The organism is Streptomyces sp. NPDC021115 (assembly GCF_044333065.1).
In the GTDB taxonomy this organism is placed as follows: Bacteria; Actinomycetota; Actinomycetes; order Streptomycetales; family Streptomycetaceae; genus Streptomyces.
On sequence record NZ_JBIRQF010000003.1, the window covers coordinates 278250 to 298494 of the forward strand.

General features: G+C 73.9%; 11 protein-coding genes. 8 read left to right on the plus strand and 3 right to left on the minus strand.

Annotation, left to right across the window (positions count from 1 at the left end; genetic code table 11):
* Nucleotides 1–12: 12 nt before the first annotated feature.
* Nucleotides 13–951, minus strand: coding sequence for a GlxA family transcriptional regulator (locus ACH4TL_RS11430; protein ID WP_398331031.1), 939 nt, complete (start codon nucleotides 949–951; stop codon nucleotides 13–15).
* A gap of 257 nt (nucleotides 952–1208) precedes the next feature.
* Between ACH4TL_RS11430 and ACH4TL_RS11435 the strand changes: the two genes are divergently transcribed.
* The 4 genes from ACH4TL_RS11435 to ACH4TL_RS11450 are packed head-to-tail and all read left to right on the plus strand — an operon-like array spanning nucleotide 1209 to nucleotide 3344.
* Complete coding sequence (locus ACH4TL_RS11435; RefSeq protein ID WP_398331028.1) at nucleotides 1209–1676, plus strand: hypothetical protein; 468 nt, start codon at nucleotides 1209–1211, stop codon at nucleotides 1674–1676.
* Nucleotides 1673–1966, plus strand: coding sequence for a DUF3817 domain-containing protein (locus ACH4TL_RS11440; RefSeq protein WP_398331025.1), 294 nt, complete (start codon nucleotides 1673–1675; stop codon nucleotides 1964–1966). Before ACH4TL_RS11435 ends, ACH4TL_RS11440 begins: the two co-directional genes overlap by 4 nt.
* Nucleotides 1966–2448 (plus strand): DUF6010 family protein, encoded by a 483-nt coding sequence (locus ACH4TL_RS11445; RefSeq protein ID WP_398331098.1) that lies wholly within the window; start codon nucleotides 1966–1968, stop codon nucleotides 2446–2448. Before ACH4TL_RS11440 ends, ACH4TL_RS11445 begins: the two co-directional genes overlap by 1 nt.
* A 29-nt stretch (nucleotides 2449–2477) precedes the next feature.
* Nucleotides 2478–3344 carry a GyrI-like domain-containing protein gene (locus ACH4TL_RS11450; protein ID WP_398331022.1) on the plus strand — a complete coding sequence of 289 codons (867 nt, stop codon included), beginning with the start codon at nucleotides 2478–2480 and terminating at the stop codon, nucleotides 3342–3344.
* 14 nt (nucleotides 3345–3358) lie between these two features.
* On the opposite strand, the gene ACH4TL_RS11455 is transcribed toward ACH4TL_RS11450, so the two are convergent.
* Both ACH4TL_RS11455 and ACH4TL_RS11460 read right to left on the minus strand, forming a co-directional pair.
* Nucleotides 3359–4258: a class I SAM-dependent methyltransferase gene (locus tag ACH4TL_RS11455; protein ID WP_398331019.1), complete on the minus strand. Its 900-nt coding sequence runs from the start codon at nucleotides 4256–4258 to the stop codon at nucleotides 3359–3361.
* A 40-nt stretch (nucleotides 4259–4298) separates the two neighbouring features.
* Entirely contained in the window at nucleotides 4299–4832 is a 534-nt protein-coding gene (locus ACH4TL_RS11460) for an EF-hand domain-containing protein (protein ID WP_398331016.1), read from the minus strand.
* 208 nt (nucleotides 4833–5040) lie between these two features.
* Here ACH4TL_RS11460 and ACH4TL_RS11465 point away from each other — a divergent pair, with 208 nt between their 5' ends.
* The 4 genes from ACH4TL_RS11465 (at nucleotide 5041) to ACH4TL_RS11480 (ending at nucleotide 20148) form a co-directional block, all read left to right on the plus strand.
* Entirely contained in the window at nucleotides 5041–5523 is a 483-nt protein-coding gene (locus ACH4TL_RS11465; RefSeq protein ID WP_398331013.1) for a hypothetical protein, read from the plus strand.
* Between the two features lie 512 nt (nucleotides 5524–6035).
* Nucleotides 6036–17618 (plus strand): amino acid adenylation domain-containing protein, encoded by an 11583-nt coding sequence (locus ACH4TL_RS11470; RefSeq protein ID WP_398331010.1) that lies wholly within the window; start codon nucleotides 6036–6038, stop codon nucleotides 17616–17618.
* Nucleotides 17615–19612, plus strand: a complete 1998-nt coding sequence (locus ACH4TL_RS11475) for a class I adenylate-forming enzyme family protein (protein ID WP_398331007.1) — start codon at nucleotides 17615–17617, stop codon at nucleotides 19610–19612. Before ACH4TL_RS11470 ends, ACH4TL_RS11475 begins: the two co-directional genes overlap by 4 nt.
* Nucleotides 19582–20148, plus strand: a complete 567-nt coding sequence (locus ACH4TL_RS11480) for a cupin domain-containing protein (protein WP_398331004.1) — start codon at nucleotides 19582–19584, stop codon at nucleotides 20146–20148. The genes ACH4TL_RS11475 and ACH4TL_RS11480 overlap by 31 nt, the downstream gene beginning before the upstream one ends.
* Nucleotides 20149–20245: the final 97 nt, after the last annotated feature.

Here is a 20245-nt window from a genome sequence, read left to right on the forward strand (position 1 = left end):
CGCGGCACGGGGTCAGCTGAAGGTGCGGCGGTAGGTGTGCGGGCTGACGCCGGTGGTGCGCTTGAAGCGGTCCCGGAAGGCGGTGGGGGAGCCGAAGCCGACCTGGGAGCCGATGCGTTCGACGGTGTGCGGGGTGGTCTCCAGGAGGTGCTGGGCCTGGCGGACGCGGGCGCGGTGCAGCCACTGGAGCGGGGTGGTGCCGGTCTGCTCGCGGAAGCGGCGTATCAGGGTGCGCGTGCTGGTCCCGGCGTGAGCGGCGATGTCGGCGAGGGTGAGGTCCCGGCCCAGGTTGTCCTGGAGCCAGGTGAGAAGGGGTTCGAGGGCCGAGCCCTGCGGGGTGGGCGCGTAGTCGTGGACGATGAACTGCGCCTGCCCGCCCTCGCGTTCGAGCGGCATGACGGACAGCCGGGCCGCGTGGGCGGCGACGGCCGAGCCGTAGTCACGGCGGATCATGTGCAGGCACAGGTCCAGGCCCGCGGCGGCGCCCGCTGAGGTGAGGAACTGGCCGTTGTCGACGTACAGGACGTCCGGGTCCACCTCGATGTCCGGATAGGTGGTGGCCAGGAGCCCGGCCGCGATCCAGTGGGTGGTGGCCCGCAGGCCGTCGAGCAGTCCGGCGGCGGCCAGGACGAAGGTGCCCGCACAGATGGAGGCGATGCGGGTGCCCTCGTCGGCCGCAGCCCGCAGGGCGTCGCGGACCTCGGGCGCGAGCGGTACCGAGGGGTCGGCGGTACCGGGCACGATGATCGTGTCCGCCCCCTTGAGCCCGTCGAGGCCCTGGTGCGCGCGGACGGTGAAGGCCCCGGCGTCGATCTCCTCGCGCTCGGCGCACACCCGGATCTGATAGCCGGGGCGCCCGTCCGGCAGACGGGTGCGGGTGAAGACCTCGATCGGCGTGGACAGGTCGAACGGGATCACCCGGTCCAGGGCGAGAACGGCGATGGTGTGCATGGCCGGAAGATACCCCTTCGCCGGACGGTCCGGAACGCGGAATTCTCGACTTCGTCGCACGTCAGAAGCGTTCTCGGCGGGGTTGGCACTATTCCGTCGAAAGGTGGCACTCATGCCACTGGGAGGCGGGGCGACAGCCGATTACGTTCGGTGGCGCTTCCCGGCGCGGGCCGGGACTCCCGCCTCGGAAAGAGAGCCCCCATGCATGTCCAGGTAGTCCCGCTCGACGGCTTCGACCCGCTTGTGGACTCCCGCCCATGACGAAACTCCTCCTCATCCTGCACGTCCTGGCCGCGGTGATCGCCGTCGGCCCCGTCACCGTCGCCGCGAGCATGTTCCCGCCCGCCCTGCGCCGCGCCCACCGCGACCCGGCCGACCCCGACGCGCTCACCACCCTGCGGCTGCTGCACCGCATCTGCCGCGTCTACGCCGCCCTCGGCATCGCCGTGCCCCTCTTCGGGTTCGCCACCGCCAGCAGCCTCGGCGTCCTCGGCAGCGCATGGCTGATCGTCTCGATCGTCCTGACCGCCGCGGCCGCCGCCCTCCTGGCCCTGCTGATCCTGCCCGCCCAGGACAGCGCCCTCACCGCGGCCGGGGCCCCCGGCGCGGGCACCGTCACCCGGGCGCCGGGGCGGCTCGCCATGCTCACCGGCCTCTTCAACCTGCTGTGGGCCACGGTCACCATCCTGATGATCATCCGCCCCGGCTCCACCACGGGAGCGTGACCGTGCACATGCGGCCCTTGCGTATCGCGGCACACGCCGAACTCATCTCGCTGGTCATCCTGCTGACCAACCTCGCCACCGCCCATCTGAAGCCCGTCTCCTCGCTGATGGGCCCCACCCACGGCTGCGCCTATCTGTTCGTCATCGGCGCGACCTGGCGCCTGCGGCAGGCCGCGAACACGGCCAAAGCCATCGCCGTCGTCCCCGGCGTCGGCGGCCTCCTCGCGCTGCGCCACCTCAGCCGCGCCCAGGCCGTCGATCCGCACCCCGAGAAGGCAGCCCGGCCATGATGTCCTACGTCGCCCCGATCCTGGTCGGCATCGTCTTCGCCCTGCTGATGTCGCTGATCCGCGAACCGCACCGCCGCCGCTTCAGCGCGGTCCTGGTGGCGGGCGCGGGAGCGGCCTACCTCAGCGGTGGTGGCATGGGCGGCTGGGAATTCCCCGCCACCGCCGCCATCACCTACGTCGCCTATCGCGGGCTGGAGTCCTGGACGTTCATCGGCGTCGCGTGGCTCATGCACACCGCCTGGGACGTGGTGCACCATGTCAAGGGCTACCCGATCATCCCCTTCGCCCATGACTCCTCCCTCGGCTGCGCCATCTGCGACCCGGTCATCGCCCTGTGGTGTTTCCGGGGCGGTCCCTCGCTGATCGACCTCGTCCGCGGCCGGGTGAAGCCCGGCGGCCAGGCCGAGCCCAGCCACCAGGGCGATCCCACCCGACCGGAGCGGGCACAGGATGTCGGGTCCGGGGCGGTGCGGTCTTCGTAGCGTTACGGCCGTAAGGGAAGGAGACCGAGGTGCTGGAGCGGCTGAACGAGGCCCTGGACCACATCGAGGCGCATCTCGATCAGCGGATCGAGGTGACCGAGCTGGCGCGGATCGCGGTGACGTCGGAGTACCACTTCCGCCGGATGTTCTCCGCGCTGGCCGGGGTCTCGCTGTCGGAGTACATCCGGCGCAGACGGCTCACCGTCGCCGGGGCCGAGGTGCTGGCCGGGGAGCGGACGCTGCTGGAGATCGCGGTGCGCTACGGCTACGGCTCGGGGGAGGCGTTCGCCCGGGCGTTCCGCGCCCTGCACGGCGTCGGCCCCGGCGAGGCCCGGCGCGGCGGCGCCACGCTCAACTCCCAGCCACGGATGTCCTTCCGGCTCATCGTCGAAGGGAGTAGCACCATGCGATACCGGGTCGTGGAGCGGGAGCAGTTCCATGTGGTCGGCAAGAAGGCCCGTGTCCCGCTCGTCCATGTGGGGGTGAATCCGGCGATCGCCGCGTTCATCCGCGGTATCGACGAGGAGACGCTACGGCGCATCACCGCGCTGTCCGACCAGGAGCCGGAGGGGATCGTCGCGGTCAGCGACGACCTGGACCCGAGCCGTGCGGAGGGAACCGAACTCGACTACTACCACGGCGTGGTGACCGGGTCCGCCGGGCCCGAGGACCTGGACACGCTCACCGTCCCGGCGGGGACCTGGGCCGTCTTCGGGAACTCCGGGCCGTTCCCGCAGGCACTCCAGTACCTGTGGCGCGATGTGTTCACGCAGTGGTTCCCGTCCAATCCGTACCAGAGCAGGCCGGGGCCTGAGATCCTGCGCACCCGGCTGTCGCCGGACGGGGCGGAGGCGGACGCGGAGCTGTGGATCCCGGTGGAGCGGACAGCGGTCTGAGCGCTACGACCGCCCTACGCGCCCGGGCGGTGCGCGAACACCCACCGGTTGGCGGCCAGGGCGTCGTACCGCTCGGGGAGCGGGCCGCGCCCGTAGCGGCGGGTGAAGTCGTACGGGGTGCGCACCGCCGTGGACCAGCCCCGAGCGGTCAGGTCCGCGGCGGAGCCGGGGCGCGGCTCGCCGTCGAACAGGGCGAGCAGGTCGACGCCGAGCCGGTGCCGGGCCGCGGAGTAGACGGGGCTCTCGCGGACCGCCGCCGATTCCGCGCCCAGCTTCACCTCGTACGCCAGCGCGCTCCCCGGCGCGCTCAGCCCGTCCACCGTGTCGATGAGCCGCTGTTCGGCGGCCCGGGGCAGATAGAGCAGCAGTCCCTCCGCCAGCCAGGCGGTCGGCCGGGCCGGATCGAAGCCCGCGGCGGTGAGCGCCCCGGCCCAGCCGTGCCGCAGATCGGCCGCGATCGTGATGCGCTCCGCCCGTCGCACGGCGCGCAGTTCGCCGAGCACCCCGTGCTTGAACGTGAGGACCGGTCCCTGGTCGACCTCGAAGACCGTGCAGCCGGGCGGCCAGTCGAGCCGGTACGCCCGGGTGTCGAGTCCCGCCCCGAGCAGGACCACTTGGCGGATGCCCGCGCGCGCCCGGGCCAATAGGAAGTCGTCGAGAACCCTGGTCCGCAGACCGAAGTAGCGCCCCAGCCGCCCCCAGAGGGGATCGGCGTCCCCGCCCGGCACCTGCTGGGGCCGCACCGGCCAGTGCGCGGACGCCCGCCCCGCGGCGCGTACGAAGTGCTCCGCGTACGGGTCCCGCGCGAGCGCGTCGGGGCGGTGGGCCTCGATCGCCCGCGCCGCGGCGACCATGAGCGCGGTCCGTCCGACACCGCCTGCCACGCCGGTGTCCTCGCGCACCGCGTCGGTCATCCGTCCTCCTCCCCGGGGCGCCGCGACCGTACGGGCGCCGTCAGACCGCCGTGCCCGCCACCAGGTGATCGCCGGGGATGCCCGCCTTGCCGGGGGCGTAGTAGTCCTTGATGCCGTCGACCCAGGTCGCCACCGGGATGCGGTCCGCCTCCGAGGGACCGAAGGCGTCGAAGAGGGCGTCGATGTTGGCGTGTTCGAAGCCGATGGCCGTCATCAGCGCCACGAACGCGGGGCGTTCGACGGCCCCGTCGCCCTCGGGGTCCCCGAGCGCGGCCAGTGTCTCGGCGAACGCGTGGATCGTCGCGTCGAATCGCTCGGGCGAGAGGACGCAGGCGCTGTACTCCTCGAAGGTGATCTCGCCGTCCCCGTTGGCGTCGGCTTCCCTGCGCAGCGTCGTCCAGTACTGGCGGAAGGCCGCGCGCATCGCGTCCCGCGCCGCCTCGTCCGCGCCGGGCGCCGCCTCGACGACGCGGCCTGCCATCAGCTCGAAGTCCTGGGCTTCCAGGACGCCGTTCCCGTCGGCGTCGAGCAGGGAGAAGACGAGCGCGACCCGCTTGGTGGCCTCTGTGCGCATGAGACGTGTCCCCTTCCGGTCGGTGACCGGAGCGTGGTGCCCGGCCGCCGGCTCACTATCCGGTCGGCGGCCCGCATCTGTGGCGGCAATCGGTCACCGTTCACTCGAACGGGTGGAACGTGCAACAGGATCGCGCGCGAACGCCGCAGGACATGAGCGGAATCCGCATCCCTTGTTTGCATCGGCCGGATCGGGCAATTCGCACACCATGGCTAACGCACGAGCGAACAACGAATCGACCGACCGTGCCACCAAGGCCACGAAGGCGGCAACCGCCAAGGCCAAGGAGACCACCGCGAAGGCGGCGGGGAAGACGGCGGCGAAGGCGGAGTCCGCGGGCCAGTCGACCGCCGATGCCGCCAAGTCCGCCGGGACCGGAGCGGGGCGCGCCGCGAGCAGCGCGGGCCACGCCGTCGGCAACGCCATGACCTCGGCCGGGGCCACGGCGGGCAAGGCGGCCGAGACGGCGGGCACCGCCGTGACGACCACGCTGAAGGGCGTCTCCTCGGCGGCCGGGCAGGTGACCTCCGCCGCCACGACCGCCTGGACCGTCCTGAAGAACCGCAAGCTCATCGCGGCGGGTGCCGCGGCCGGGGTCACCGCCCTCAGCGCGGCCTCGTACGCCGTGGGCCGCCATGCGGAGCGCAGCGGCCACGGCCCCGTCACGCGGATGACGGGCGGCCGTATCTGACCGGCCGGACCGCTCGCCCCCCGACCGACCACCCGCCAACTACCCGACCGCCCGCCGAAGGCCACCCCGACGTGGCCTTCGGCGGGCGGTTTCGTGTGTGCGCCAGGCCGCCGGATTTGCGGATGGGACGGTTGCTCGACGGCAGGCGGTGCGGCCGGGTGTTCAGGGAGCGGCGCATGGGCGGGCAGGGGAGGAAGTGGCGGCCGACGGGCCGGGCGGACCGATGACGCGGGGTCGTCAATCGGCCTTTTTTATGGCCGAGTTGCTGTTCCAGGGCTGTGAACTGCCGTGATCTGCCGGGGCCCGCTGCCCTCCGGCGGCGTGGAGTGATGATCCTCTCCATTGCCATCCCTTTGCGATGACTTTACTCGACTGTTAGTCTTCCGGCGACCGGACAAGATCGGACCACCGCCCCGCGGTCCCGTGCCCGAACAGCCCGACGACTGATGCAAATCGCCCTGTGAAGCCACTTCTACGTTGAGGTCGTCGCACGGCGACCGGGCGGGAACCTCATGGCCCTGGACGAAACCGGCCCCGAACTCCCCCTTTCCGAGGCGCAGTCAGGCGTCTGGCTGGCCGAGCGGTCCCGGCCCGACCTGTCCTCGCCGTATCTCTGGGGCGAGTACACCGACATCACCGGTGCCCTCGACACCGGTGTCCTCGTGGCCGCCGTCCGGCAGGCCGTGCGCGAGACCGAAGCCCTCCATGTCCGCTTCACCGAGGCGCCGGACGGGCGGCCGGTGCAGCGCGTGGCGGCCCCGGGTCCCGTCCCCTTCCCGGTGCGCGACCTGCGGCACGAGCCCGATCCGTACGCGAGCGCCCTCGCCTGGATGCGCGAGGAGCTGTCCCGGCCCGTCGACCTCGCCGAGGGCGACCTGTTCGACGGCGCGGTCCTGCGCGTCGGCGACGACCGGCATCTGCTGTTCACACGGGTGCACCACATCGTCCTCGACGGCTTCGGCATGACGCTCTTCTCGCGCCGCGTCGCGGACCTCTACGGCGGTCTGATCGACGGCGGTCCGATACCGGAAACCGGTTGGAGCCCCCTCCGAGCCGTCCTCGAAGAGGAGCGGGCGTACCAGGGCTCACCGCAGTGGGAGGCCGACCGGCGGTGGTGGCTCGGCCAGATGGAGGGCCATCCGGGATTCCTCAGCCTGGCCCCGCGCCCGGCCCCCGTCCCGGCCGCCTCGCTGCGGGTCACCAGCACCCTGCCGGAAGCGGAGTTCGCCCAACTGCGGTCGGCCGCGGAGCACATGGGGCAGCGCTGGTCGCGGCTCGTCATCGCGGCGACCGCCGTCTTCGTCCACGCGATGACCGGCAGCCGCGACGTCGTCCTCAGCCTGCCGGTCACCGGACGGGTCAGCGAGCAGAGCCGACGCGTGCCCGGCATGGCCGCCAATGTGCTGCCGCTGCGGCTCTACGCCGACCCCGCCGCGCCCTTCGCCGAGCTGGCGGCCCGGGCCGACGAGGCGATCGCCCGCGTCCAGCGGCATCAGCGCTACCGGGGCGAACAGCTGCGCCGCGACCTCGGATACCCCCAGGACGGGCGGCGCTTCTTCGGGCCCGTCCTCAACATCCAGCGCTTCGCCTACGGTCTGCGCTTCGGGTCCGCCACCGCCACCGTGCACAACGTCCAGGCGCCGCCCTCGGAGGATCTGTCCCTGGTGGCGTACGACCGTGGCGACGGCCCGCTCACCCTCGACGCCGACGCCAACCCGGCCAACCACTCCCCGGAGCTGCTGCGCGACGCGAGCGACCGCTTCCTGCGCGTGCTGCGCCAGGCCGCCACCCGCCCGGGCCGGACGCCCGTGGCGCGTTACGCCGTCACCTCGGCCGCCGAGCGCGACCGCATCGGGGCGGCGGGGAGCAGGCAGCCGCAGTCGTACGACGGAGGGGCGCGTACCGCGCTCGCGCGGTTCCAGGCCCAGGTGGCCGCCACGCCCGAGGCGTTCGCCGTGTGCTCGGCCGCGACCGGCGAGCGGCTCACCTACCGGCAGCTCGACGCCCGCGCGACCGCCCTCGCGGCCCGGCTCACCGCGGCGGGCGTCACCGCCGAAACGCCGGTGGGCCTCCTCGTCGAGCGCTCGCCCGAACTCGTCGTCGCCGTGCTGGGCGTGGTCAAGGCGGGCGCCGCGTATCTGCCGCTGCACCGCGCGGATGCCACCAGCCGCCTGGCCGCCATCGCCGCCGGGGCCGGGGCGCGGTTCCTGCTCACCGACGCCACGACCCGGGACGACGAGATCGCCGGATGGTTCCGCGACCGGGGACACCGCGTCGTCGTCCTCGGCGACGAGCCGTCCGACCCGTCGTATCACCCTTCAGCGACGCATCACCCTCCGGCGACCGTGCACCCCGAGCAGCTCGCCTGCGTGATGTACACCTCGGGCTCGACCGGCGATCCGAAGGGCGTCGCGATCACCCACGCCAACCTCGTACGGCTCGCCGCCGACCGCTGGTGGCGCGAGGGCGGCGCCGAGCGGGTGCTGCTGCACTCCCCGCACGCCTTCGACGCGCTCACCCTGGAGCTGTGGGTGCCGCTGCTCACCGGCGGCGAGATCGTGGTCGCCCCGCCGGGGCGGACCGATCTCGGTGTGCTGCGCGACGCCATCGCCGCGCACGGGGTCACCGGACTGTGGCTGACGGCCGGGCTGTTCGCGGCGCTGGCCGAGGAGGACCCCGACTGCCTCGCCGGTGTCCGCCAGGTGTGGACCGGCGGCGACGTGGTCGCGCCCGAGGCCGTGCGGCGGGTCCGCGCGGCGCGCCGGGCCCCCGCCGTCGTCAACGGCTACGGGCCCACCGAGACCACCGTCTTCGCCACCCGTCACCCGGTGGACCACCTTCCCGGACACCTCGCTTCGGTGCCCATCGGCGGCCCGCTCGACGGCACCGGTGTGCACCTGCTGGACGACGCGCTGCGTCCCGTCCCGCCCGGCGTCACCGGCGAGGTCTACCTCTCCGGCACCGGGCTCGCCCGTGGCTACCTCGGCGCGCGGCGCCGGACCGCGGAGCGGTTCGTGGCCTGCCCGTCCGGCCCGCCCGGCGCCCGGATGTACCGCACCGGAGACCTCGCCCGCTGGAACCCGGACCGCACCCTCGACTTCGTGGGCCGCGCCGACAGCCAGGTCAAGTTGCGCGGCTACCGGATCGAACCCGGCGAGATCGACGCCGCGCTGTGCCGCCACCCCGCAGTGACGCGGGCCGCCACCGTGCTGCGTGAGGACCGGCCCGGTGAGCGCAGGCTCGTGTCGTACGTCGTCACGAGCGAGGTCGACGGGGCCGAGCTGGAACACCACGCCACCGAACACCTCCCGGCGTTCATGGTGCCGTCTGCGATCGTCCCCGTGGAACTGCTTCCCCTCACCCGCAACGGCAAGCTCGACCGCGCCGCGCTGCCCGCGCCGTCCGCCCAGCGGTCGGCGCTCACGGACCGGACGCCCCGCACACCCGCCGAGGAGACGCTGAGCGCGCTGTTCCGGGAGGTGCTGGGCGAGCAGGACATCCCCCTGGACACCGGCTTCTTCAGCCTGGGCGGCGACAGCATCCTGGCCATCCACCTGGTCAGCCGCGCCCGGCGGGCCGGACTCCCGCTCACCTCGCAGGATGTCTTCCGCCTCCCCTCGGTAGCCGACTTGGCCGCCACCCTGGCCGACCGGTCCGCCCCGACCGGCGACACCGAGGCCGATGCCGACCCGACCGTGGAGCCGACCCCGGTGATGCACTGGCTGCGCGAACGCGGTGGCTCCGTCGCCGGATTCGCGCAGTCCATGACCCTGCGCACCCCCGCCGGACTGGACACACCGAGGCTGCGCACCCTCCTCGAAGCGCTGCTCGAACGCCACGCCATGCTGCGGCTCCGGCTGTCGGTGCGGGGCTCATCCTGGGAGCCGCGCACCGGACCCCGTGGGCGGCTGGGCCTGGTCCGGCACGACGCGGCCCGGCTGGACGGGGACGCGCTGCGGTCCGCCGTACGGGAGCGCGCCGCGCGGGCCCGGGAGCGGCTGGACCCCACGGCGGGGCGGATCGTGCACGCGGAGTGGTTCGACGCAGGTCCGGACCGGCCCGGCACCCTCGTCCTCGCCGTACATCACCTCGCCGTCGACGGGGTGTCGTGGCGGGTGCTCCTCGACGACCTGCGGGACGCCTGGCAGGCGGTGCGGGTCGGCCGGGCCCCGGCCCCGCCACCGGTCGGCACGTCCTTCGCGACGTGGAGCCGGGCGCTCGCGGTGCACGCGCGGGACGCCTCGGTCCTCGCAGAACTCCCGTACTGGGACCGGATCGCCGACGCGGTGGGCCGCCTCGGGGGCGCGCTGCGGCTCGACCCGGCGCGGGACACCGAGGCCACCCGGCGGCGGCACATCCGCACCCTCCCGGCCACCGTCACCGCGGCCCTGACGGAGCGGGCCCCCGCCGCGTTCGGCGCCTCGCTGAACGACCTGCTGCTGACCGCCTTCGTCCGGGCCGTCGCGGAGTGGCGGGGGAGCGGGGAGTCGGCCGTCGGTCTTGAGGTGGAGGGCCACGGCCGGGAGGAGTTCGCCGACGGCCTCGAACTGTCCCGCACGGTGGGCTGGTTCACCACCATCTACCCGGCGCTGCTCGACGCCGGTGACGCGACCACGCCGTGGGACCGCGCCGTGGACCGGGTCCGCACCGCGCTGCGCGCCATCCCGGCCCATGGCCTCGGCCACGGCCTGCTGCGCCACCTCAACCCGCGGACCACGGGCTGTCTGGCCGCCTCCGCCCCGCCGCCGATCGCCTTCAACTACCTCGGCCGCTTCGACGCGGACGACGAGCGCGACTGGAGCCCCCGGGACACCGTCCTCGCGTCCAGCGCCCCGCGCGACCTGGCGTTGGCCCATGCCATCGAACTCGACACGGTGCTGGCCGACCACCCGGAGGGCCCGCGGCTCACCGCGATGTGGTCCTGGGCCGGAAAGCGGCTGGACGAGGCGCGGATGGCTTCCTTGGCCGACCGTTGGTTCGCCCACCTGACGGCCCTGGCGAACTGGGCACCCGAGCACGCCCCGGTGGCCGCCGAGGGCGAACCGGCTTCGGCGGCCGCCACGGGCTTGCCCGTACCGCCACTCGCTCAGGGGCTGTTGTTCCACTCCCAGTACGAGCACGGCCAGAGCGGCGGCAGCGGCGCCGATCCGTATCTCGTCCAGTTCGTCTTCGAACTCACCGGCCCGCTCGACGCCACCGCGCTGCGTGCGGCGGTCGGTGCGCTGCTGCGGCGGCATCCGAACCTGGCCGCCGGGTTCAGCCCGGATGGCGACGGGCGGCCCGTGCAGGTGTGGTCCGAGCAGGTCGACGTCCCGTGGCAGGAGGAACACGTGGCGTCGGCCCTGGAGGAGGCGGACTTCCTCGAACGGGACCGGGGGGTGCGGTTCGACCTCGCCCGGCCACCGGCGCTGCGCGCGACCCTGCTGCGGACCGACGACCCACACCGCCACGTATTCGTGCTGACGGCCCACCACATCCTGCTGGACGGCTGGTCCTGGCCGATCGCCGTACGGGAGCTGTTCACCCTGTACGCGGGCGGGACGCCACCGGCCGTCACCCCGTACCGCACCTTCCTGGACTGGCTCGGCGCCCGCGACACCGAGGCCGACGAGGCCGCGTGGCGCGGGGTGCTGTCCGGGCTGGACGGGCCCACCCTGATCGCCGGGGGACGGGACACCACGGGGCATGAGCGGGTCCACGCCGAGCTGGACGCCGACGCGGCGGGCGCGCTGCGCCGGGCGGCCCGGGCACACGGGCTGACCGTCAGCACGCTCGTCCAGCTGGGCTGGGCGATGCTGCTGGGCGCGCACACCGGCCGGGACGACGTCGTGTTCGGCACCACGGTGTCCGGCCGCCCGCCCGAGCTGCCCGGTGTGGAGAACATCGTCGGGCTGCTGATCAACACCATCCCGGTACGGGTCCGCCTCGACCCCTCCCGCACCGTCGAGGAGACCCTCCGCGCGCTGCGGGACCAGCAGCTCGCCGTCGTCGAGCACCAGCACGCCGACCTCACCCGGCTCCAGCGCCTCGCCGGATACGGCGAACTGTTCGACACCCTGGTCGTGTTCGAGAACTATCCCCTCGACGCCGCCACCCTGCGGGACGTGGCGCCCGGTATCGAGATCACCGGGCTGCGGGTGCTGGACAGTACCCACTACCCGCTGACGCTCGCCGCCCTGCCCGGGGACGGGGCACAGCTGCGGCTCCAGCTCGACCACCACACCGCCGTCCTGGACGCGGACGCCGCCCGGCGGCTGCTCGACCGGTTCGGCGTGCTGCTGCGCCGTATCGCCGACGCGCCCGGTGCCCGGCTCGCCGACATCGGCCTGCTGCTGCCGGACGAGCACACCCCCCGGCTCCCCGCCGCCGATCCGGCACCGGCCCGCCCCACACTGCCCGCGCTCTTCGAGGCGCAGGTGGCGCGGCGACCGGACGCCCCCGCGCTGACCGACGGCGAACACACCGCCACCTACCGGCAGGTGAACGAACGGGCGAACCGCCTCGCGCGGCTGCTCATGGCCCGTGGCGCGGGCCCCGGCGGGCTCGTGGCGCTCGCCCTGCGACGCGGTGCCGACCTGGTCACGGCGGTACTCGCCGTGCTCAAGTCCGGTGCGGGCTATCTGCCGCTTGACCCGGCCACCCCGCCCGAACGGGTCCGCCATGTGCTCGACGAGGCGGCACCGCCACTGGCCGTGGCGACGGCCGACACCGCGGCCATGCTGCCGCCCGGCCAGGACCGGTTGCTGCTGGACGCCCCGGAGGTGGCCGCCGCCCTGGCCGAGGGCCCGGCCGGTGACCTCGGCCGGAGCACCGACCCGCACACCACCGCGTACGTGATACACACCTCCGGCTCGACCGGCACCCCCAAGGGCGTCGTGGTCACGCACGACAACGTCGTACGGCTCCTGGACACCACCGACGAGCGCTTCGGCTTCGGCCCTGACGATGTGCACGCCCTGTTCCACTCGTACGCCTTCGACGTGTCCGTATGGGAGCTGTGGACGGCCCTCGGCCGTGGCGGACGGCTCGTCGTCGTGCCGCATACGGTCAGCCGGTCGCCGCGCGAGATGTGGCGGCTACTCGTCCGCGAGCGGGTGACCGCGCTGTGCCAGACGCCGTCGGCGTTCTACCAACTCGCCCAAGCGGCGGCCGACATGGAGCGGGAGGGCCACGGGCCACCGCGGCACGCGCTGCGCGTCGTGGTGTTCGCCGGGGAGGCGCTGGACCCACGGCGGATCCGCGACTGGTATCCCACCGGCCCCGCCACCACGCGCCCCCGGCTCGTGAACATGTACGGCATCACCGAGACCACCGTGCACTCCACCTACGCCGAGCTGACCGACCCCGCCGACACCCGCAGCGCCATCGGTGAACCCCTCGCCGACCTGCGCCTCCATCTGCTCGACCACGCGCTGCGGCCCGTACCACCCGGCTGCCCCGGCGAGATCTGCCTCTCCGGCCCCGGCGTGGCCCGCGGCTACCTCGGCCGCCCGGCGCTGACCGCGACCCGCTTCGTGGCCGACCCGTCCGGCCCGCCCGGCGCCCGGATGTACCGCTCGGGCGACCTGGCGCGCCGGTGGCCGGACGGCACACTGGAGTACCTGGGCCGCAGCGACCACCAGGTGAAGATCCGTGGTTTCCGGATCGAACCGGGCGAGATCGAGGCCGTCCTGGAGCGCCACCCCGATGTCGTACAGGCCACCGTCCTCGCCCAGAGCGCCCAGGACCGGCTCGTGGCGTACGCCGTGCCCGCCACCCCCGACACCCGTCTCGACCCCGCGGCGCTGCGCCGCCACATGGCCGCCCACCTGCCCGGATACATGGTGCCCGGCTTCGTGGTGCCGCTCGCCCGGCTTCCGCTGACCCGCAACGGCAAACTCGACCGGCAGGCACTGCCCGCACCGACCGAGGGCCTGCGGGCCGGGGACGGGCGGGCGCCCGCCACCGACCTGGAGCGGTTCCTGTGCCGCGCCTTCGCCGACACACTCGGTGTGCCCGAAGTCGGCGTGGACGACGGCTTCTTCGACCTCGGCGGCCACTCCCTGCTGGCCACCCAGCTCATCAACAAGATCCGCGCGGGCCTCGGTGTTGACCTCGGCATCCGCACGCTGTTCGACGCGCCCACAGTCGCCGCGCTCGCCCCGCGCGTCACCCCTTCGCGCTCGGCCGTCCGCGCGCCGCTGCGCCCCGGACCGCGCCCGGACCGCGTACCGCTGTCGTTCGCCCAGGCCCGCCTGTGGTTCCTCCACCAGTTCGAGGACGCCGGCCCGACGTACCACATGCCGTTCGCCGTGACGCTCGACGGACCGCTCGACACCGAGGCGCTGCGCGCCGCGCTCCTGGACGTGATGACGCGCCACGAGAGCCTGCGCACCGTGGTGGACGTCCACGACGGCGAGCCCTGGCAGCGCCCGACCACCCCCGCCACGCCGCCCTTCGAGACGGTCGAGGCGGGCGGGGTGGACGGGGCGGGCCTGGCCGGGCGGCTCGCCACCGACGCCGCCCGCCCCTTCGACCTGGCCACCGAACCGCCCCTGCGGGCCACGCTGTACGCGCTCGGCCCCGACCGCCACGTCCTGATGCTGCTGCTCCACCACATCGCGGCCGACGGCTGGTCGCTGGCCCCGCTCACCCGGGACCTCTCGGCCGCCTACCGGGCGAGGGCCACCGGCACCGCGCCACGGTGGGAGCCGCTGCCCGCGCAGTACGCGGACTTCACCGTCTGGCAGCGGGAGCTGCCCACCGAGGACGACGTCGCGTACTGGACCCGCACCCTGAGCGGCATTCCGCAGGTGCTGCCCCTGCCCGCCGACCATCCGCGCCCGCCCGCCCTCTCGCACCGCGGCGGCACCGTGCCGGTGACCCTGGACGCCGCACTGCACCGGGACGTCACCGATCTGGCCCACGCCCACGGGGCGAGCGTGTTCATGGTGCTGCACGCCGCGATCGCCGCCCTGCTGTCCGGGCTCGGTGCGGGCGAGGACATCCCCGTCGGCACACCGGTCGCGGGCCGCCATGACGCGGCGCTCCACGACACCGTCGGCTGCTTCGTCAACACGGTGGTGCTGCGCACCGACCTGTCGGGAAACCCGTCCTTCGCCGAACTGCTGCGCCGGGTGCGCACGGCCGACCTGGACGGCCTCGACCATCAGGAGCTGCCGTTCGAGGCGCTGGTGGAAATCCTCAACCCGCCGCGGTCCACCGCGCACCACCCCGTCTTCCAGGTGATGCTGGCCTTCCAGGACACGCCTCCCGCCGACGTCGACCTGCCCGGGATCACCGCGCGGCCCGTGCCGGTGCACGGCGACCGGGCCCGCCTCGACCTGCTGTGGAGCCTGCGGCAGGAGGACGACGGGACCGGCGCGCCCGCGGGCGTGTCCGGGGTGCTGGAGTACAACGCCGACCTGTTCACCCGGCCTACGGCGGACGCGCTGAACGAGCGGCTGACCCGGCTGCTCCGCGCCGCCGTGGCCGACCCCGGCCGAGCCGTCGCGGACCTGCCGCTGCTCACGGAGGACGAGGAGCGACGGACCCTCACCACCTGGAACGACACGGCACACGAGGTGGCCGGGGCGGGTGTGGCCGAGATGTTCACGGACCGGGCCCGCCGCACCCCGCACGCGCCCGCCGTGATCGGGGCCACCGAGACGGTGGACTTCCGGCAGCTCGCCGAACGGGTCGCCGACCTGGCCGGGACGCTACGGGAGCGTGGCGCGGGCCCCGGCCGACTGGTCGCCGTCGGACTGCCGCGCGACACCGGCCTCATCACGGCGTGCCTGGCCGTGATGTCCACCGGGGCCGCCTATCTGCCGTTCGACCCGGGCCTGCCGCCCGACCGGATCGCCGCGCTGCTCGCCGACGCCCGCCCCGCCCTGGTCCTGCGCGCCCCGGACAACGGCCGCGAACCCGTGACGATCAGCGCCGGACCGGCCACGCCATCCGGCCCGGCCCTGGTGCCCGATGACGCCGCGTACGCCATCCACACCTCGGGATCCACCGGCCACCCCAAGGCCGTCGTCGTCCCGCACTCGGCGCTGACCAACCTGCTGGCCACCATGCGCCACCGCCTCGGTGTCCACGAGGGCGACCGCATCCTGGCCGCCGCCCCCGCCAACTTCGACATGTCGGTGCCGGAGCTGTTCCTCGGCCCGGTGACCGGCGCCGCCACGGTGGTCGCCGACACCGTGGCCCTCCGCGACCCGGACACCCTGCTCGCCCTCCTGGCCCGCCACCGCGTCACCGTCATGCAGGCCACCCCCTCGCGCTGGCAGACCCTGGCCGACCGGCGGCCGGACGTGCTGCGCGGCATGCGCGCGGTGATCGGCGGTGAGGCCGTCCCCGGCCCGCTCGCCGAAACGCTCACCGGCCTCGGCTGCCGACTGTTCGCCTACTACGGCCCCACCGAGACCACCGTCTGGTCCGCCTGCCACCCCGTCGGCGGCCCCCAGGAGCCCGGCGTGCCCCTGGGACGGCCCGTCGCCAACACCCGCGCATACGTCCTGGGCCCCCGGCTGCGGCCCGTGCCGCCCGGCGCCATCGGCGATCTGTACCTGGCGGGCGCGGGTGTGGCCCACGGCTATCTGCACCGCCCGTCGCTCACCGCGGGGCGGTTCGTCGCCGACCCCTTCGGCCCGCCCGGAACCCTCATGTACCGCACCGGCGACCTGGCCTCGTGGCGGGCCGACGGCAGCCTGCGCTTCCACGGCCGCGACGACGACCAGATCAAGCTGCGCGGCCACCGCATCGAACTGGGCGAGATCGAGGCCGCGTTGGCCGCGCATCCCCAGGTGCGGGCCGCCGCCGCGGCGGTGTGGGAGCCGGGCCCCGACGACCGCCGCCTGGTCGGCTACGTCGTCACCGACGACACGGCCGGGGCCGACCTGGACTCCGTACGCGACCACCTGGCCGCACGGCTGCCCGGCTATATGCTCCCGGCCCGCCTCCACCCCCTCGACCACCTCCCGCTGACCCGCAACGGCAAGGTGGACCGGCGCGCGCTGCCCGAGCCGGACTGGGGGAGCGGCACCGGTGGCCGGGCGCCGGGCACGCTGCGGGAGGAGACGCTGTGCCGCCTGTTCGCCGAGGTGCTGGGCGTGCCCCGGGTCGGCGCCACGGACAGCTTCTTCGCGCTGGGCGGCCACTCGCTGAGCGCCACCCGGCTCGCCACCCGCATCCGCGACGTACTCGGCCTGCGACCCACCATCCGCGACCTGTTCGAGGCGGCCACCCCCGCCACGCTCGCAGCACGCCTCGACGACGGCACCCCCACCGCCCGGGGCCACCTCATCGCGTACCGCGCCACCGGCGACGCGGCACCCGTCTTCTGTGTGCACCCTCTCAGTGGCATCGGCTGGCTGTACGCGGGGCTGCTGCACCACGTCGACCGCGCCCATCCGCTCTACGCCCTGCGCGGCGAGGGCCCCGGCGGACTCGGCGAACTGCCCTCCAGCGTCGAGGAGATGGCCGAGCGGTACGTGGACGAGCTGCGCTCCGTACGCCCGCACGGCCCGTACCACCTGGTGGGCTGGTCCTTCGGCGGACTCGTCGCCCACGCCATGGCCGTACGCCTACGGAAACTGGGCGTCGAACCGGGGCTGCTGTGCGTCGTCGACACCCTGCCGCCCGCAGACGACGGCGACGGTGACACTGACGGCGACGGCGAACACATCGACGAGGAGCGCATCCACCGCATCCTGGTGACCGCAGCGGGACACGACGAACGCCATTTCCCGCCCGGTGGCCTGGACTTCGCCACCGTCACCGCCCTGCTGCGCACCGAGGGCAGCGCGCTCGCGACCCTCACCGAGGACGACATCGACCGCATCGTCGCGGTGTCGAAGAACAACGCCCGGCTCCTGCGTGGCCACCGGCCCACCGCCCTCGACGGCGATGCCGTCCATGTGGCCGGGGCCGGAAACCGCCCGGCGCTGGAGAAGGCGTGGCGCCCCCTCGTATCCGGCGCGCTCACGCTCCACGAAGTGGACAGCGACCACGAGCGCATCATGCAGCACCAGCACATCGGCGCCTTCGGCCGCATCCTCGCCGAAGAACTGCGCCGCCACGACCGCACCGCCCTAGGGACGGAGAACCCATGATTTCCGTGGCGCACCGCGCCCCGCTGGACACGGCAGAGCTGGCACAACGCCACCGCGCTGAGCTGCTCGGCCTGGAGGCCCTTGCCGAGGGCGCCCGCGTCGTGATCCGGCTTCCGCACGGCGAGCCACTGGCCGCGGCCCTCCTCACCTGCTTCGATCTGCGGCTCGTCGCCGTACCGCAGCATCCGCGCACCTCCGACGCCGAACTGGCCGCCGCCATACGGCGCGTGGACGCCTCCGCCGTCATCGACACCCCCGCCGACCGCACCCACCCGATCGGGCTGCGGATCCTCCCCGGAGCGCCCGCCGAGCCCGATCCCGATGCGGCGGACCTGGCGTTCATCATGTTCACCTCCGGGTCCACCGGCACCCCCAAGGGCGTGATGCTCAGCCGCCGCGCCGTCCTCGGCAACGCCGCCAAGACGGCGCGGCTGCACCGCTTCGCCCCCGACCGCCCGCACGGCACCTGTCTGCCGCTGTACCACTGCAACGCGCTCGTGATGTCGCTCATCGGCGCCCACATCACGCACACCCCGCTGATCCTGCACACCGTCTTCGACCCCGAGCGCTATCTGCGCGAGCTGGCGGCGGGCGGCGCCCGCACCGCCTCGATCGTCCCCGCCCTGCTCACGGAGCTGGTGGAGGCCGCACCAGCGTGGCCGGACGGGCTGGACTACCTGATCACCGCGGCCGCCCCGCTCACCGGCGACCTCGCCCGGCGCTTCCACGAGCGCTACGGGCCCCGGCTCCGCCAGGGGTACGGGCTCACCGAAGCGATGAACTTCAGCTTCACCATGCCCGAGCTGACCGGCGAGGACTTCACGACGCAGTACCTCGACCGCTTCCCGCCGGTCGGACTGCCGCTGCCGGACACCGAGGTGCGGCTCGAATCCGGCGAGGTGTGGATCAGAACACCGGACATGATGAACGGCTATTGGCGCGACCCGGCCGCCACCGCCCGGGCCTTCGCCCCCGGCGGCTGGCTGCGCACCGGCGACCTCGGCGAGCTGCGCGACGGACTGCTCGTCCTCAGGGGCCGCGACAAGGAGCGCATCGACCGCGGCGGCGAGAAGCACTACCCGCTGGACGTGGAGCGCACCTGGCACGCCGCGGGCCTGCGCGGCCGGTTCGCCGCCGTCCCCGTGACCGCGGCCGCGCTCGGCCACGAGGTCGGCCTCGTCGCCGACGGGCCTCCCGCCGCCACGCTCGACGCGGTGCACACCGTGTGCGAGCGGGCCGCCGTACGCCCCGCCGCCGTCCGCTGGGGCGGCTTCCTCGCCACCGCCACCGGCAAACCCCAGCGCACCGCGATGGGCCGCGCCCTGGCCGTGCGGCGGATCTCCGCGGTGCGGTACGAACGGCTGCTGCGCTACGCCGCCGTCACCGCCCGGACCCTGCTCGGCACCGGCCCCGCGCCCTCGCCGGACCTGCCCGAGGGCGACCTGCACCGCGCGCTGCGCGCGATCGCGCCGTACGGCGTGTACGAGCCGGTCCCCACCGGCGAGGAGCCCGTCTTCGCGGCCTTCGACTTCCTCCGCGAACACATGCGCGCACACGGCATGTGGGAGCCCCTGCCGGAGGCCGAGAAGGCGCGGTGGCGCGCGTGTCTGCGGTCCCAGTGGCCTCTTTCCGAGCACGCCGCACTCGCTGCCGAGATCTGCGCCATCGAAGGCATTGAGGGCGATATGCCCCAGTTCGGCGCGTGGTGGGAGTCCGGGGACGGCGGGCTGCGGCTGCTGCCCCATGCCCCTGCTGCCGCCGCCGACCCGGTCACCGGCGGTGTGCCCTGGGCGCTCGACTACCTGTGGCGCTGTCTCGTGGACGACCACGGGACCGCCCGCGCCGACCGCTGGGCCTGGGCGCGACAGCCGCGCACCGGCCACCCTGCCACGGTGGGCTTCTCCGTGCTGCGATCCGGCCGCCATGACCTGGGCGGCGTCGTTTGGGATACCGAGGGAGTGACATGCGGAACCAGGACACCGAACCCGCGCTGAAGATCGCCACGTGGGCCAAGAAGACCCTGAGCCCCGAGCACACCGGGCTGCATGTGGAGCACGCCCCGCTGCCGGTGCCGGTGCACGGCACCTCGTCGGCCAGCGGGCGCGAACTGGTGACCAACGATGACATCGGCGCGGATCTGATCCGGCTGCCCGCGGGCGCCGGATTCGTCCCGCACACCCACCCCGGCCACCACATCCTGACCATCGTGGCCGGTATCGGCACCATGACCTACGGCGGCCGGATCTACGAGACCCACGCCGGCCAGACCCTGCTCATCGAAGGTGGCATCCCTCACGCGGTCGGCGCGATCACCGACCATGTGATCCTCGCCGTCGGCGCGCCGCACAAGCGGATCGGCGCGGACGACCGGATGGTCCCGGTGGCATACGAGGAGGTGGTGGCCGACGACGGCGAGCTGACCTGTCTGATCTGCGGGTCCACCGCCGGTCCGCCGCGCTTCCTGCACTCCGTGGGCTGTCCGCACTGTCCCTGTCGGACGTGTGCGGGCATGCCGGCCGAGCACGGCTAGAACTCCCCCAGGACCGGACCCGTCACGAGGCGTCGCCGCGAGCCCGGCGGCACCTCGTGACTGATCAAAGGTGCAGGCGGGTTACCATCTGAGCACC

Excerpts from the sequence above, each read along its gene's own strand:
- ACH4TL_RS11460 (WP_398331016.1), bottom strand. The coding sequence starts at position 4,832 with ATGCGCACAGAGGCCACCAAGCGGGTCGCGCTCGTCTTCTCCCTGCTC.
- ACH4TL_RS11445 (WP_398331098.1), top strand. The coding sequence starts at position 1,966 with ATGTCCTACGTCGCCCCGATCCTGGTCGGCATCGTCTTCGCCCTGCTG.
- ACH4TL_RS11435 (WP_398331028.1), top strand. The coding sequence starts at position 1,209 with ATGACGAAACTCCTCCTCATCCTGCACGTCCTGGCCGCGGTGATCGCC.
- ACH4TL_RS11455 (WP_398331019.1), bottom strand. The coding sequence starts at position 4,258 with ATGACCGACGCGGTGCGCGAGGACACCGGCGTGGCAGGCGGTGTCGGA.
- ACH4TL_RS11465 (WP_398331013.1), top strand. The coding sequence starts at position 5,041 with ATGGCTAACGCACGAGCGAACAACGAATCGACCGACCGTGCCACCAAG.
- ACH4TL_RS11430 (WP_398331031.1), bottom strand. The coding sequence starts at position 951 with ATGCACACCATCGCCGTTCTCGCCCTGGACCGGGTGATCCCGTTCGAC.
- ACH4TL_RS11480 (WP_398331004.1), top strand. The coding sequence starts at position 19,582 with ATGCGGAACCAGGACACCGAACCCGCGCTGAAGATCGCCACGTGGGCC.
- ACH4TL_RS11470 (WP_398331010.1), top strand. The coding sequence starts at position 6,036 with ATGGCCCTGGACGAAACCGGCCCCGAACTCCCCCTTTCCGAGGCGCAG.
- ACH4TL_RS11475 (WP_398331007.1), top strand. The coding sequence starts at position 17,615 with ATGATTTCCGTGGCGCACCGCGCCCCGCTGGACACGGCAGAGCTGGCA.